Below are 14,742 nucleotides of genomic sequence, written 5' to 3'. Positions count from 1 at the left end.
GAAGTGTAACATCCATGTTTGTTCATGGTCTTTTTACACTGTCTACCTTAAGGGGATAATATCAGTGTTAAGTGTCTTTTTATATTTATTAAGACTATTAAAAAAAATGTAGTGATTAGATATAATCAATTGGAGACTTCTTGGTTAATAATAGTATAACATCGAAATAGAACAATTTAAATGTTTTTTTGTATATATAAATTTTAAAATATCTATATGTATGTGACTTTATTTTATATCCATAGGAATAGCCAATTTATATGTGAAGTGAAAAGGTCGACTCTTATAATTATGAGCCGGCCTCTTTGTTTTATGGATATCAAATTAGTGAGCAACATTTCAAAGGGTATCTTGTGATATGACTAAGTAGAGTTTCTTAAACAAGGAGATCATGAGATGAAAAAATTGAAGGGGAAAGTTGCATTAGTAACAGGGGCTAGTAGGGGAATAGGACGAAGCATTGCCTTACATTTGGCACAGGCTGGTGCGTTCGTCGTAGTTCATTATAGTAAAAGAAAAGAAGAAGCAGATAGTGTAGTGGATAAAATTAAACAAGATGGTGGTGCAGCATTTGCAATCAGTGCAGATTTAAGTACTTTTAACGGTATTAATAACTTGTATTCAATGATGGATCAATCTCTTCAAAAACATATAGGTAATACTGCATTTGATATTCTTGTAAACAATGCTGGAATTGGACAGATTTTAACGTTAGAGGAAGCTACAGAGGAGTCTTTTTATGAGGTTATGAATATTAATGTGAAGGCTCCGTTTTTCATTATTTAAAAGGCTTTACCACGTTTAAAAGATGGAGGACGGATTATCAATATTTCATCATTTGTTACACGAGTAGCCTCACCAAGTGTTTTTGCCTACAGTATATCTAAGGGGGCAATTAATACACTCACTCATACTTTAGCGCAACATCTTGGTGCTCGTGGTATTACAGTAAATGCAATTCTCCCGGGTATAATTAATACAGAAATGAACTCTGAGACATTGGGGAATAGAGATGGACAAAAATATGCTGCAGGTTTATCGACTTTTAATAGGTGGGGAGAACCTAATGATATAGCTGATATTGTAGGTTTTCTTTCTTCATCAGACAGTCGTTGGATAACTGGTGAGTTAATCGATGCAAGTGGGGGATCTTGCTTATAATGCTAGAGGAAATGCCGACTTAATATGAGTTGGATTAGCAACTTTATTTTTTATTTGCTAAATAACCGAACTACGCACCATTTATTAGCTCTTACAAAAGCCACCTTGAAACGAGTCCAAGTGTTGAAAGTCCATAAAGGTAGAGAGCCAATTATGCTGTAGTAGGATTAATGATAAGTGCAAATAGTAAAAATGCAATGAATATGCACAATTTCATATATAAATAGGTACTTTTTGTTAACTCTTTCACAGGGAAGAAAGTATTTGAAATTAGTATGATAGAATCAATTTGTATTAAATATAAAGGGGATGATTGTATGCTAAAAAGGATGATCCCAGGGGTTTCGTCATTAGTAGTGGGAGCAACAGTGGGTATAGCGACAGATGTATCTGCAGCACCTGCACCACTATTAACATCATTAAATGTAGTAAAAGTTGAATCTCAATTAGGCGGAGTTGAATTTATAGGTCCAAACAATTTAAGTACAGTTAAAGATCATGGAGGAAGCTATTTATACATTTATACAAATGAAATGGGATATGGTAGAAATCCGATTGCTCAAATGAGTGGTCAAAAACTAAAAAAAGTAGATTCTAAGATGATTGATATTAATGGTGATAGAACAGTTGATGGATGGGGGTATAAATGGGATGCTTCGGGACAGCAAAATGGACAATTCAAATATCAAAACACATCTACAAATGCACCTTGGAATACATTATCTACGTCATTAAATATTAAATAAGCTAACAGAAGAATCTTAAGTTAATTTTTTGGTCAGTTGCAATATTTAATGTTTAGGTAACTAAAGGAGTATACGTTTTTTGGTGGGCTCTTTTATTCTAATGATAAGATACGTGCAAAGTAATAAGCTATTTTATCCAATTGTCACGCTATAAGTTTACATAATGTTATTTCTGTAAACAAATTTATGATTAATAGTGCGAGTAATTAAGAGGGTTAATATATTGAAAAATCAAAAAAATATGAGTTTTTCAGCATAATTATCTAAAACTATATATTTATGAATTTTTATAATATTTTTAGTCGACATTTAGTCACAAATTATACGATTTTATTTCAAAATACTATAATTTGATTAGTAATAGTAGTGAAAAAAACATTAAACATAACTAGATAGCATAGCTAATGTTATTTTTTTACATAATTTGTTTAATAGTATGTATATCGTTATTATTCAATGTAACTAATATAATTTAAAAGGAGCTTGGAAGTTATGTTTAAAGCAAAAACAAATGGAAGACTAAAAAAGATTGTTATGTTTACTGCTGCTTGCACCATGATGTCAATGTATGGAGCACCAATTTCTAGTACAAAGGCAGCAATCCGATCTCATGCTCCATCAGTTTATGTAACACCACAAAATACTGCTGCTTCAGATATTATTAGCATAGACTGGTCACCAGTCCAAACAGCACCTTATACGTATTGGGCTGTGCATAACTGGAATCAGGGGGGAGAGGGTGGTGGTTATGCTGGCTTCCAACAACAAAGTGGTTTTGATCAAACCGGTAAACGTACCCTTCACTTTGCGCTTTGGGATCCAATAGCATCAAACCAAGCAATAAAAGCTGAATATTTATCGCCAACTTCAGAAGCCAGTAGATTTGGTGGGGAAGGAACAGGTCTGAAGGTACAAACAACTTATAATTGGAAAGATAGTGAATGGTATCGAATGACTCTACGTTCATGGCAAGAAGATGGCCATACAAAATTTGGCCAGTGGATAAAAGATAATAAATTAAATCAATGGAAGTTAGTTGCTATTATGGATCATCCAGTTGCGAATGTTGCATTTAACTATGGTCTATCGATGTTTCAAGAGGACTGGGCTGGTAATGGACAAGATGTAAGAGAAGCACGCCTTAAAAATGGATACAGCAGAAAAGTTTCAGATAAACAATGGAATTCTTGGAATAATCAGCGTATCTCTGGGCAACATGATACGTCCTATCAATACGATGGAGGAGCAACTTCAGAATATCTATGGGTTAAGGCAGGAGGAAATACTCAATCAACTATTGGCACTGGAAAAACTTTCAATATAAATCAGCCTAGTCAACCAGAAATGGAAATTTTAGATTTTGATATTCAAAATATTCGCTTTGAAGATGAGAAATTAAATGTTTCTTGGAATTTGAAAGAACAAAGTACACCACAGTTTAAAGGGAAAATTGAAATCTATGACAATGAAAAGTTAATGGGACAACCTTTGAAAGTAATCGATAATATTAAGTCCTACCAAACTGAGGTAAGTCAAACTATGCAATTGCCTCAAACGGCTTTTGCTAAAATTACATTAACAGACATATTTGATCGAACTGTAGAGAAAAAAGTAGGAATTACAAATGGAAATTCTGATATTTTAGTAGGGACCCAATTTGCATGGTCCCTAAAGGGATATAGTGATCGAGAAATTGCAAAAGTAGATTATAATAAAGCGGCAGAAGAGTTGAAAATCAAATTAGAAGCTGGTGTACCGCATTCTTACTTCAATAGCACATATGCAAGTATTAAGGTCCAAAACTCATCTGGTAGCGTATTATACAATAAGGAAATCGTGGGGAATAGACAACAAAATACCGAAAGCCAAACTGTGTCTGTAAAAGTGGGGGATTACATTGAATTAACTCATATAGAAGGAGACGCAGTAAAGGAAAAGACACGCGCAACATTAACGAATCTTGAAAATAACAAAAATGAGACTATTGGAAAGACAGCAAGGTATCTGGTTAGTAAAGAGGGGTTAAAGAAAGTTGAAAAAATGCCAGAGACAACAATTCTAGATGGAAAACAATTTGCATGGTCATTAAAAGGATATAGTGATCGAGAAATTGCAAAAGTAGATTATAATAAAACAGCAGAAGAGCTGAAAATCAAATTAGAAGCTGGTGTACCGCATTCTTACTTTAATAGTACATATGTAAGTATTAAGGTCCAAGGCTCATCCGGTAGCGTTATGTACAATAAGGAAATCATGGGAAATAGACAACAAAATGCTGAAACCCAAACAGTACCTATAAAAGTGGGAGATTATATAGAATTTACTCATATAGAAGGGGAAGCAGTAAAGGAAAAAACTCGAGCGACTTTAATTAACCTTGAGAATGGAAAACAGGAATATATAGGTAAGAAAAGAACATATCAGGTCACATCCACAGGATTAATAAGAAAATAGATGTATAAAAAAGTTGGGGGAATCCCCAACTTTTTCTATAGAAATGGAAGAATAACAGTTTCTGTAACATCAAATGACCAATACTTCTCAAAATACATAAAAAGCATCACAATACTGTGATGGAAAAATAGAAAATAATAACCGGAATTGTCAAAAAATATGTGTGAGTTTTTGAAACGAACAAATAGAATAGCAAATATTAAGGTAAGATTAGTTTTATCATTTTTATCTTCTTTTGAATTTCGGCTTGTGTAATAATTAAATCGAAAGGTCGTGCAAGAATGAAGATAGCTGTAATACAAGCAAGTACCCAAACTAGCAAAAATGAATTGATATTTGAAGAAACAAAAAGGGCTGTGGCTAAGCATGGATATGAAGTGTTGAATTTCGGCGTTACTATTGAGGAATCGGAGTTAAGCTATATCCAAGTGTCCTTAGCTGTTGGTCTACTTCTAAACTCAGGTGCAGTTGATTTTGTCGTTACTGGATGTAGTAGCGGTGTTGGTATGCCGATTGCCTGTAATACACTTCCGAATGTCATTAGTGGTTATCTGCCAACTCCAACAGATGCGTTTCTGTTTGGTAGGATAAATAACGGAAACTGTGCATCACTGCCACTTGGATTGAATTTCGGTTGGGCGGGCGAACTAAATCTTCGCTTCACGCTTGAGAAACTTTTTGAAGAACCGTTCAATACTGGGTATCCTCAAGAATCCGCCGAACGAAAGAAACGTGATGCAGAACTCTTTAAAACAATCAAGAGTGTTTCACATCATGGCATCGTTCAGATTCTGAGTCAGTTAGATGTAGCTGTTATTGATCCTGTTCTTCAAAAACAAGATTTAGTGGAATTCCTCTTGCGGAATGGCACCAACACAGATATATCAAAGTATCTTATCGAACAAACGACAGATTTAAATCACGGTAGATAAATACTGTGTTTTTTAATAAGTTTGGCAATTTTAATGTTAACTATAAGTTGATTCAATACCATTGACCAATTGGGGAATATGACTGCCATTCCATTTGTTTTGGGGTTCTTTTACAGTCCTTCTCCAACGAAAAAGCCCATCGCCTTTAGGCATGGGATGAAAGTGAGGTTGGATACGGAGTGCTACTAAATAACCGCAAGGTTTGTGGCACTTTAGGTATCCAAAGTGTGGATATCCATTACGACGATTTTCCTGTTCTTTTCACTTTTTGAGTTTAAATCTAAACCAAGAAGGTGATTCATTTCGCCTTGAACCATTGCCTCAAACATAGGTCCAACAACGTCTTTCAAAGCCTCTTGCATATCTTCAACAGTTTCCGATTGATAAGCTTTAAAAATTGATTGAGCTAAATTTACGGATTTTGGATCTCTTTTCTATCTAACAATAAGTGTAACCACTCCCTCATAGTAATTTTAAAAAAAGAAAAACCGTGAAGCAGCCCTCTATCTAGGATAGTAGGTTATTTACACGGTTTATATTACACTCTCCAATAATCGATTATTATTTATTCGTAGCTTTTAAAGTATCTAAGACTATTTTGGTTGCTTCTGCAATAAGTTTATCATCGTATTCAGCATCCTCTTTATCATGATTAGAAAGTATTGCAAGAACAATTGGCTTTTTATTTGGTGGCCAAATAATTGCAATATCATTCCTTGTCCCATAAGATCCTGCACCTGTTTTATCAGCTACTTCCCATCCTTTTGGTACGCCTGCACGAATTAATTTATCCCCAGTTGTGTTTCTCTTCATCCAATCTACTAATAGTTCACGTTTCTCAGATGGTAGTACAGTTCCTAATGTAAAAGATTGAAGCGTCTTAGCGATTGCTTCTGGTGTACTCGTATCATGAGTTTCTCCTGGATTTACTTCATTTAATTCAGGTTCAAATCTCTCGGAATTAGTAACAGTATCACCAATTTCCCTCAATATTTTTTCAAATGCGGATGGACCACCTAACTTTTTAAGAATTAAATTATGTGCCGTACTGTCACTATATCGAACAGAAGCATCTGCAAGTTCTTTTAACGTCATTCCTGTATCCAAATGCTTTTCAGTAATTGGATTATAATTAGAAAGGTCTTCTCGCTTATACGTAATCCTTTCATCAAGAGCTTCTATTGAGTTCTGACGTAAAAGAGCTCCCGCTGCTAATGATTTAGATGTAGAGGCAAATGCAAAACGATCATTTGCATGGTAAGAAACGGTTTGATTCGTACCTGTGTCCAGTGCATAAATACCAAGCTTAGCGTTATATTCTTTTTCAAGTTTAGCAAAAGAATCATTACCAGTATTTTCTTGTTTAATTTGATTTGTTTGTTTCGTTTGTTTAGGTGATTCAGATGGAGTATTACTATTAGAACAGCCTATTAATGTAACGCATGAAAGTAATACGACAGGTGCAATCTTTTTGTAATGTGAAATGGTAAAGAACTTGTTTAAAACGAACATAAATTTTCAACCTCTTTCAAGAATATATGGTTTTTGTTTTGGTATTTTAAATACCGATGTTATTTAAAGTGTGTATAGGATAACAATACTTTTGAAGTTGAATTTTAACAGGTTAAGCAGAATTAAAACATTTAGACGAATGAACAGACGTTGTTTGGATTGTTTCTTTTTTTAATTACACTTGTAATCGTTCACCTGTGAAAGTATTAAACTTGTAACATTTAAATGCAGTATTTCAATACACACTTTTTTACATCACTTTACTTTTGGTAATAATATGTCCTTTCATATTTTTGGAATACACGTAATAGACACTCTAAGCAATAAATTTGTTCCATTTTAAGAATAGGAAGAACTTGTTGAACGGTAAAGAAAATACGATGAATTGCAAATAAAATCTATACGGAAATCTAGTAGCATATAGTACAGTGCATATGAAAAATTCCTCAATGCTATCTCTCAAAAAAATTATGTTTCTTGACCTCATAGACTGTATTTTCAGAAACATTTCAAGCGTGTAAGAAAAATGAAAGATATTTCAATATGAGAAAAACAACCATACTACTACAATGAAAAACAGAAACAAGTTTAAAAATCCTGAAGTACGATAGCAAGTTATTTTAGCGCTTAATACATTCGACCAAGTATGACAGCCTTAAATAATAAAAGCTGAAACAAATTATTAATGAGTAGTACATTAATCGTATTTTAAATAAATCAAAATGTAGGAAGGTAATAGTTATCAAATCTCATTCTTAGTAAATAAAAATGGAGGGAATTTCTCATATGAAAATAGTAGAAGTAAAAGAACTTAGTAAAGAATACACAGGAAATGTTTCACACACGGCACTTTCAAATATTAATTTAACAATAACAGAGGGAGAATTTGTTGGGGTCATGGGTCCTTCGGGTAGTGGAAAAACAACGTTATTGAATATGATATCTACTATTGACTCGCCAACATCAGGTAATGTATTTATTAATAGTAAAAATCCATATCAGCTTTCGGTCAATGATTTGGCCTTATTTCGCAGACAGGAATTAGGGTTCGTCTTTCAATCCTTTAACCTGCTGCATACATTAACAGTAAAAGAGAATATGGTTCTTCCGCTTGTATTAGATGGCATGAATGTGAAAAGAATAAATAAACGAGTAGAATCTATTTCAGAAAAATTAGGTATTAATGAAATTTTAAATAAACGAACATATGAAATATCAGGAGGACAAGCGCAGCGAACAGCGATAGCCCGTGCACTCATTCACTCTCCTACATTGGTTCTTGCCGATGAACCGACAGGGAACTTAGACTCTAAATCCTCTCAAGATGTAATGGAGATATTAACACTATTAAATAAAGAAGAAAAGGCAACAATGATGTTAGTAACGCACGATCCAGTTGCTGCTAGTTACTGTGATCGTATTATATTTATTAAAGATGGACAGTTATACAATGAAGTTTGCTGCAACGGTGATCGCCCACTATTTTATAAAAATATTGTGGACAGTCTTTCTAGGTTAGGAGGTAATAAAAATGACATTTCGACAGCTCGCATTTAATAATATTATACGGAATAAACGAATATATCTTGGGCATTTTTTTAGTAGCACATTTGCGGTAATGATTTTCTTCACTTATGGTTTACTTGACTTTCATCCAAACCTACAAGGCGAATTGACTCATGTAAGCACCATAATGAGTACGTTTGGGAAAATAGGATTTCAACTATCGTATTACTTAATCTTTGTCTTTTCATTCTTATTTATTTTCTATTCAGTTAGTGCCTTTTTAAAAAATAGAAAAAAAGAGTTTGGATTATTAATGTTACATGGAATGTCTCATCGGCAGCTTCATCAATTAATTTTTTTCGAAAACATGTTGATTGGAATCCCTTCTATACTGGTAGGAATTGGGCTTGGGATGGTTTTTTCTAAATTGTTTTTACTAGTTACTGGGTCCTTATTGGGAGTAGGGCATAGGTTAGCATTTTACTTTCCATTAAAGGCTATGGGAATAACAGCTATCTCCTTTTTTGTTCTATTTCTACTTATTTCATTATTTACATCGAAAATGATGAAAATAAATGAGCTTGTAGAACTCATAAAATCAGAGGAAAAACCAAAAGCTGAGCCGAAAGTTTCCGTCTGGATATCCATGTTGGTACTTATTTTATTTGGGGCAGGTTACTCCTGTGTTCACCACAGTATCGTCGCAGTGAATTACATGGATTTAGATCGATTATTACTACTTGTAGGGGTAGGTGTCTTATTAATTGTTTTTGGAACCTACTTTTTCTTTAATCAATTGTGTGTATATGTGTTATATACTTTAAAAAATAGAGAAACTACATTCTTTAAAAGAACCAATCTTCTTGTTATTTCAGAATTGATGTATCGAATGAAAGATAATGCGAGAACATTCTTTATCGTTACAATTATATCTGCTGTTTCTTTTACAGCAATTGGAGTTTGTACAGCTATTGGAAATCCAGAACTAGCAAAACATGAGACCCCATATGCATTTACGTATCGATCGGATAAAGGGAATATACAAGAAAAAGCCCATATTGAAGAGATAAAGAAGCAATTAAAAGAATATGGATTTTCTTATAAACTTGTTGCAACAGAATTTAAAAGGACACTAAACGGATTGGCGTTAATTAATGTATCTACGTATAATGAATATGCAAAACAATTAGGGTATGAAATAGAGAAATTAACAAATGAAAATGATAGCATTGCTATACGACAAAATAAGAACGAGAAAAGCGCGGAGGATATAAAAACTTTTGAAATAATACATGGTGAAATAGAGGTCCCACTCTCTGTGCAAAAAACAATTTATATCCCAGAATTATCGTTAATCGAAAAGCCTGTTATTGTCTCTGATGATGTTTATAATAAGGTCAAAAATGCTCAACAAGAAAACGTACTCCGAGATTACACCATATACGGTTTTATAGTTAAAAATTGGTCTGAAACGAATGAAGTTTCTACTAAACTTATGAAGATTATTGGTAAGAATCAAGAGGATTATTATATGTTTTCATCTTTGTATTTAAGATGGCTTGAATTGAAACAACAAAACGGATTACTTTCTATCTCAAGTGTAATGGTGGGGATTGTATTTTTCGTATTTATGCTAAGCTTTTTATATTTCCGTCTATTTACTGATTTAGAACGTGATCAAGAGCAATATCAAATGATTTCAAAATTAGGATTAAGTCAAAGTGAGTTAAAGCAAATCGTGACAAGACAAATGATGCTACTATTTTTCTTACCGATTATAGTGGCTATGGTTCATAGTAGTTTTGCATTTCTAACGTTTCATCAATTAGGACAAACAGTAAGTAAGGAAATGTCCGTTATTCAAAGTTCAATTGTTGTATTAATAAGCTTTATTTGTATACAAATTATTTACTTCTTTATTATTAGAAATCACTATTTAAAACGCATATATACAGAAATGTATTCATAGAAAAAGAATGCATCTAGAAGAGAATTTTTTTACCACAATAACTTTAAAGTAAATATTGTAATTGTCTATAAGAAAGTAATAAAAACACTCGAATTGAGTGTTTTTATTACTTTCATTTATCATTTATCTGGTACATAACAAGTGTTGTTATCCATATAGCATTTCTCTATCTTTGTTTTAGTATTACCTTTTTTATCCCTGTAAAAAACCTTAACTGTTCCCTTTGCACCATTATAATCAAATTCATATGCATTAGGGTATTTGTCTCTAACCCATATCAATCCTGAACCCGCACTTGCAGGCATTGCTGAAATAAGTAAAGCAGATGTTAAACTTAGCGCCCCAACGACCTTTTTAATTTGTGACTTTGACATAAAAAATCCCCCTCTATTTTTTTATTAACCTATTAGAATAATATATATTTAATGGGTTAATGGAATGGTAACATATTCCACTTATGTTTTGTATTCGTTAAACTTGATAAATAAATATCTAAAAATTCTAAATATGTAATTTGATATTTTGTTACGTATAAAAATTAGATAATTAATATTATAAAACTATAAAATTAAATTATACATAATAATATTATAGTAAACTAGATTGTTTGAATATGATAGTATTACTGTTGATTTTCTATTTAAATGGATGGAAATAGAATGAAATAGAAGTAGAAATGTATACCGTGTGAGGGGATAATACATGGGGTTTTTGTTTGAACTTTTAAAAGAGAGTGAAAGAGCAATTAAGCGTGAGTATTCAACATATGTGCTAAGAAAGCAAGTGTATAAAAGGATAGCAGAAAATCCATTTTTCGCTGTGGTAAGATCGAGCATAGGTCTAAAAAGTAAAAGTATAGTAAAGATCCTCTTGATAATAGCATCTTGTCTTTTTTAATTTATATTGAATATACATTAATCATACTATATTCTTGATTAATTCTTTAAATTTAACTGTGAGAATTTATAATTCTGTTATAAAAAAATAGGCAATCCTCTTTATAATGGATTGCCCAATCAAATGAATTAAAACAAATAACAGACAGGCCGATTATACTATAAATCTTAATATAAGTATATAAAGATTATAAATATTTTATTACCAACTATTATAAGCTAGTTATTCTATTATTAAATATACATTAACACGATTTTCAGTACTGGTAAATATAATTAAGTAAAAATTAATTAATAAATTCACCTTATACATAAGTTAATTACAATATTGCAAAATTATAATTGTGTAAATATTATACAATTTTGTAAAAGACATTCATTGACACTTGTGTATATAAGTAACTATAATCGTTACATCAAATTGAATGCATGTTAATATAAATTCATCATGATTATAAGCATATAAATATAAAAATATAAAATCTCAATTTGATTAATACGATAGAATGGTAGAGGTGTATATTTTTATGAAGCACAAATTCATCGCAACAAGTATCCTCGCAGGAGCAATATTATCTTATTCTTCTAATATTTTAGCAGATACTCAAAAATTTCCTGATGTTCCAAAATGGGCAGAGCAATCTGTTAATTATTTAGTAGATAAACAAGTATTAAGTGGTTACCCAGGCGGAACTTTTGGTTCAAATGATTCATTAGACAGAGCTTCCGCCGCAACAATTATGACAAAAGTTTTAGGTATACAAATTGACTTCGATGCAAAACCATCCTTTACAGATTCACAAAACCATTGGGGAGCGCCGTATATTGCCGCAGCTGAAAAAGCTGGCATTATTAAAGGCGAAGGTAATGGAATCTTCAATCCATCTGGAAAAGTAACGCGCGCTGCTATGGCGGCAATGCTAGTAAACGCGTATAAACTTCAAAGTACAGCAAATGATAATGGCCAAAGTAAATTTGAGGATTTAACAGGCCATTGGGGTGAAAGGTTCGCCAATATTTTAATTGATTTAAAAATTTCCGTTGGTACTGATAACGGTTGGCAACCAAATAGATTCATAACACGCGCTGAAGCTGCTCAACTTACTGCAAAAACCGATATGATGCAACTAACTCCAAAGAATGTTTTAAAGGAAAAAGAGATTATTACTGCTACATCATATGAAGATTTAAATTTAACAGTAGCTTCCAAAATGACAGCTCAAGAGATTGATAGTTTTATTGCAAAATATCATTCAGATAGTCCCTTAGTTGGACATGGGCAAGATTTTATCAATGCGCAAAATCAATATGGTGTGAATGCTCATTATTTAGCGGCGCATGCGATTTTAGAATCTGGATACGGAAAATCAGAAATTGCATACCAAAAGCATAACCTATTCGGATTACGTGCATATGATGGAGATCCGTTTAAATATGCAAAATACTTACCAACCTACGGCGACAGTATTGCTTATAACGCTAATTATGTACGAGAAAGATATTTAGAAGAAAGTGGTATGCATTATAACGGACCAATTTTAGCTGGTATGAACGTGAAATATGCATCAGATAAAGGTTGGGCTAAAAAAATTGCGGGTATTATGGAACGTATGAAACCGTTCCGTGCGGAAGACTATACATATGCAAAAAAGTTACCAAAGAGCCTTGAAACATTAGATGTTGAAGCATTATCTAATGAAATACCGTATAAAATGTATGCAGATGGTTCGAGAGCAAATATTGTATCGTCAGCAGCTTATTACTATGTACCTTATCCATTTGATTTGAAAATTAAAAGTAGATTAGATGTTGATGTAACGCAAAATAATGTTGGTACATTAAATCCTGGAACAAACATCTTTATTTATCGTGAAGATCCAAATGGATGGGTCGAATTCTCTTTTGACGCTAATGGGGAAAAATACTGGACATTAAAAAGTAAATTAAGTATGTAATCAAATAGCTCTACTTTACTATTCTTAATTGTTTAACTTTTAATCTCATATAATTATGAGACAAGTTTTTTATTTTCTTAAAATATAGTTATGTATACAAAAAGTTAGAGAATGATTTTCTCTAACTTTTATGTGATAGCAATTGAAATTAAAAAGATGGTGGGGTTACTCCAAATATAACAGTGACTTTGTTTAAAGAAGTGTTTTCCCATTTATGCTTTGCATATGGTGGAATTTTAACACTATCACCTGTATTGAGAAGTAAAATCTCCTCATTTAGGTATAGTTTTACTTGTCCTTCCATAATAAATGCTATTTCCTCACCTTTATGTGCCACAGGCTCCATAGATGAAGAAGTTTGAGGTAAAAGATTCATTAAAGCTAATTCCAGTGATCCATCTAAATTAGGAGATAATAACTCATACGAAACATTGCCGCTTTCAGGGAAAGTTATTTTTTTTCTTTGATTAGCTCTTACAACTAATTCTTCTGTATTGGCATCTTCTAAGAAAAAATTAAATAAAGGAATATTTAATGCTACAGAAATTAATTTTAGTGTTTGTAATGATGGATTCGTGATTCCTTTCTCAATCTGACTTAACATGGAAGGTGTTATATCAGCTAATTCAGCTAACCGTTTACTAGTTAATCCGGCACTTTTTCTAAATGCCATAATTTTTTGACCAACATTAATATTGTTCATATGTGTAATCCCCTTTAAATAAGTAAATAAAATTAAATTATAATTAATTTTATTTACTTATACTAAACATGTTGTTAATATATACTTAATTATAATAAAGTATGATTAAATTTCCAAGCGCCTGCATAGTTGTGAGAATAGTAAATAAGAGGAGAAATGATTGGTATTTATTCTTCTTGTATGTTTTTAGGTATGATGACCGGATTATATGAGGGAATTTTCGTGCAATATATTGGGATTGATAATAAAAAAATAGCAAATGGACTGGCGGTAGGAAGAGCATCTGGGTTTGTAGATAGAACATTAGCATTTTTTTAAGCGGTGCATATACAATTAGTAATAAATATTTATATATATTATTAAAATAATTAATAGATAAGGATGATATCAGATTAGAATCAGCAGGAACAAGTGGCTAATTAAATTGTATAAAGGGGAAAAAACTATATACAAAAAAATGCTTTAAAACAAAATTTGAATCAAGTTACACATATTGTATGGGGAATAGAAGGAAGTATGGTTTCAAAAGAAGTAATGGAAGAGTACTATCAAACAGATTCTTAATCAATTAAAAAAGAGTTTGGTTAAAGAACTCTGTTATTTAATAAAATGATAAAACTAAACAACATAGAGTGGAATAATAGGATAGAAAGAAGAATTATAGTATGAAAATTAAGCTTAAGAAAAAAAGAATTATAAGCGTTTTGCTGGCTATTACATTAGTAGCAATAGGTTATTACATGTTTCAATCTATAACGAATCCTAAGCTAGTAAATGCAGAAGAAGAAAACAGTGTTCAACATGTGAGCAGTCTACCTAAAAATGAATTTAGAAAATCAATGCCTAGTCGTTTTGATGGTAAAGAAAGAAAAGTTGTATATTTAACTTTTGATGATGGACCAGGAAAA

The 14,742-nt window shown here is 32.0% G+C and carries 10 protein-coding genes and 3 pseudogenes; 9 read left to right on the top strand and 4 right to left on the bottom strand.

Translation table 11 applies throughout. The annotated features are described in order from the left end of the window. Positions 1-396 precede the first annotated feature (396 nt). From CER22_RS29125 to CER22_RS29110, 4 genes and pseudogenes are all read left to right on the top strand, one after another. A pseudogene (locus tag CER22_RS29125) lies at positions 397-1,161 on the top strand (SDR family oxidoreductase). A 317-nt stretch (positions 1,162-1,478) separates the two neighbouring features. Beyond that, complete coding sequence (locus CER22_RS29120) at positions 1,479-1,907, top strand: DUF4879 domain-containing protein (RefSeq protein ID WP_179211951.1); 429 nt, start codon at positions 1,479-1,481, stop codon at positions 1,905-1,907. 492 nt (positions 1,908-2,399) lie between these two features. Then, positions 2,400-4,361, top strand: coding sequence for a DUF3472 domain-containing protein (locus tag CER22_RS29115; protein ID WP_088610273.1), 1,962 nt, complete (start codon positions 2,400-2,402; stop codon positions 4,359-4,361). Between the two features lie 281 nt (positions 4,362-4,642). Continuing rightward, positions 4,643-5,293, top strand: a complete 651-nt coding sequence (locus CER22_RS29110; RefSeq protein ID WP_088610272.1) for an RpiB/LacA/LacB family sugar-phosphate isomerase — start codon at positions 4,643-4,645, stop codon at positions 5,291-5,293. Positions 5,294-5,524: 231 nt separating this feature from the next. On the opposite strand, the pseudogene CER22_RS34235 reads toward CER22_RS29110, so the two are convergent. Next, positions 5,525-5,691: pseudogene (locus CER22_RS34235) on the bottom strand (IS256 family transposase); the annotation flags it as partial. A gap of 163 nt (positions 5,692-5,854) precedes the next feature. Continuing rightward, complete coding sequence (blaIII, locus tag CER22_RS29105; protein WP_088610271.1) at positions 5,855-6,805, bottom strand: class A beta-lactamase BlaIII; 951 nt, start codon at positions 6,803-6,805, stop codon at positions 5,855-5,857. A 786-nt stretch (positions 6,806-7,591) separates the two neighbouring features. On the opposite strand from blaIII, the gene CER22_RS29100 reads away from it, so the two are divergent. Further along, the gene (locus CER22_RS29100; protein ID WP_088610270.1) at positions 7,592-8,362 is read left to right on the top strand and encodes an ABC transporter ATP-binding protein; all 771 of its coding nucleotides are present in this window, start codon (positions 7,592-7,594) and stop codon (positions 8,360-8,362) included. Beyond that, positions 8,337-10,280: an ABC transporter permease gene (locus tag CER22_RS29095; protein WP_088610269.1), complete on the top strand. Its 1,944-nt coding sequence runs from the start codon at positions 8,337-8,339 to the stop codon at positions 10,278-10,280. The genes CER22_RS29100 and CER22_RS29095 overlap by 26 nt, the downstream gene beginning before the upstream one ends. Before the next feature lie 119 nt (positions 10,281-10,399). Here the strand turns inward: CER22_RS29095 and CER22_RS29090 are convergent, their stop codons facing one another. Beyond that, positions 10,400-10,654, bottom strand: a complete 255-nt coding sequence (locus CER22_RS29090) for a hypothetical protein (protein ID WP_048528538.1) — start codon at positions 10,652-10,654, stop codon at positions 10,400-10,402. A gap of 1,049 nt (positions 10,655-11,703) precedes the next feature. Between CER22_RS29090 and CER22_RS29080 the strand changes: the two genes are divergently transcribed. Then, entirely contained in the window at positions 11,704-13,131 is a 1,428-nt protein-coding gene (locus CER22_RS29080) for an S-layer homology domain-containing protein (protein ID WP_088610267.1), read from the top strand. Between the two features lie 148 nt (positions 13,132-13,279). Here CER22_RS29080 and CER22_RS29075 read toward each other — a convergent pair whose 3' ends face one another. Continuing rightward, the gene (locus CER22_RS29075; protein WP_088610266.1) at positions 13,280-13,834 is read right to left on the bottom strand and encodes a helix-turn-helix domain-containing protein; all 555 of its coding nucleotides are present in this window, start codon (positions 13,832-13,834) and stop codon (positions 13,280-13,282) included. A gap of 156 nt (positions 13,835-13,990) precedes the next feature. Between CER22_RS29075 and CER22_RS29070 the strand changes: the two genes are divergently transcribed. Continuing rightward, a complete protein-coding gene (locus CER22_RS29070) occupies positions 13,991-14,152 on the top strand; it encodes a hypothetical protein (protein ID WP_243707113.1) in 162 nt (53 codons plus the stop codon). A 347-nt stretch (positions 14,153-14,499) separates the two neighbouring features. Further along, a pseudogene (locus CER22_RS29065) lies at positions 14,500-14,742 on the top strand (polysaccharide deacetylase); the annotation flags it as partial.

Source organism: Bacillus sp. K2I17, assembly GCF_002209985.1.
GTDB classification, from domain to species: domain Bacteria; phylum Bacillota; class Bacilli; order Bacillales; family Bacillaceae_G; genus Bacillus_A; species Bacillus_A wiedmannii.
This window is presented reverse-complemented; position numbering and strand designations above follow the sequence as displayed.

What these genes read in the sequence shown, in the direction of transcription:
- CER22_RS29120 (WP_179211951.1), top strand. Translation starts at nt 1,479, where the DNA reads ATGCTAAAAAGGATGATCCCAGGGGTTTCGTCATTAGTAGTGGGAGCA.
- CER22_RS29115 (WP_088610273.1), top strand. Translation starts at nt 2,400, where the DNA reads ATGTTTAAAGCAAAAACAAATGGAAGACTAAAAAAGATTGTTATGTTT.
- CER22_RS29110 (WP_088610272.1), top strand. Translation starts at nt 4,643, where the DNA reads ATGAAGATAGCTGTAATACAAGCAAGTACCCAAACTAGCAAAAATGAA.
- blaIII (WP_088610271.1), bottom strand. Translation starts at nt 6,805, where the DNA reads ATGTTCGTTTTAAACAAGTTCTTTACCATTTCACATTACAAAAAGATT.
- CER22_RS29100 (WP_088610270.1), top strand. Translation starts at nt 7,592, where the DNA reads ATGAAAATAGTAGAAGTAAAAGAACTTAGTAAAGAATACACAGGAAAT.
- CER22_RS29095 (WP_088610269.1), top strand. Translation starts at nt 8,337, where the DNA reads ATGACATTTCGACAGCTCGCATTTAATAATATTATACGGAATAAACGA.
- CER22_RS29090 (WP_048528538.1), bottom strand. Translation starts at nt 10,654, where the DNA reads ATGTCAAAGTCACAAATTAAAAAGGTCGTTGGGGCGCTAAGTTTAACA.
- CER22_RS29080 (WP_088610267.1), top strand. Translation starts at nt 11,704, where the DNA reads ATGAAGCACAAATTCATCGCAACAAGTATCCTCGCAGGAGCAATATTA.
- CER22_RS29075 (WP_088610266.1), bottom strand. Translation starts at nt 13,834, where the DNA reads ATGAACAATATTAATGTTGGTCAAAAAATTATGGCATTTAGAAAAAGT.
- CER22_RS29070 (WP_243707113.1), top strand. Translation starts at nt 13,991, where the DNA reads ATGATTGGTATTTATTCTTCTTGTATGTTTTTAGGTATGATGACCGGA.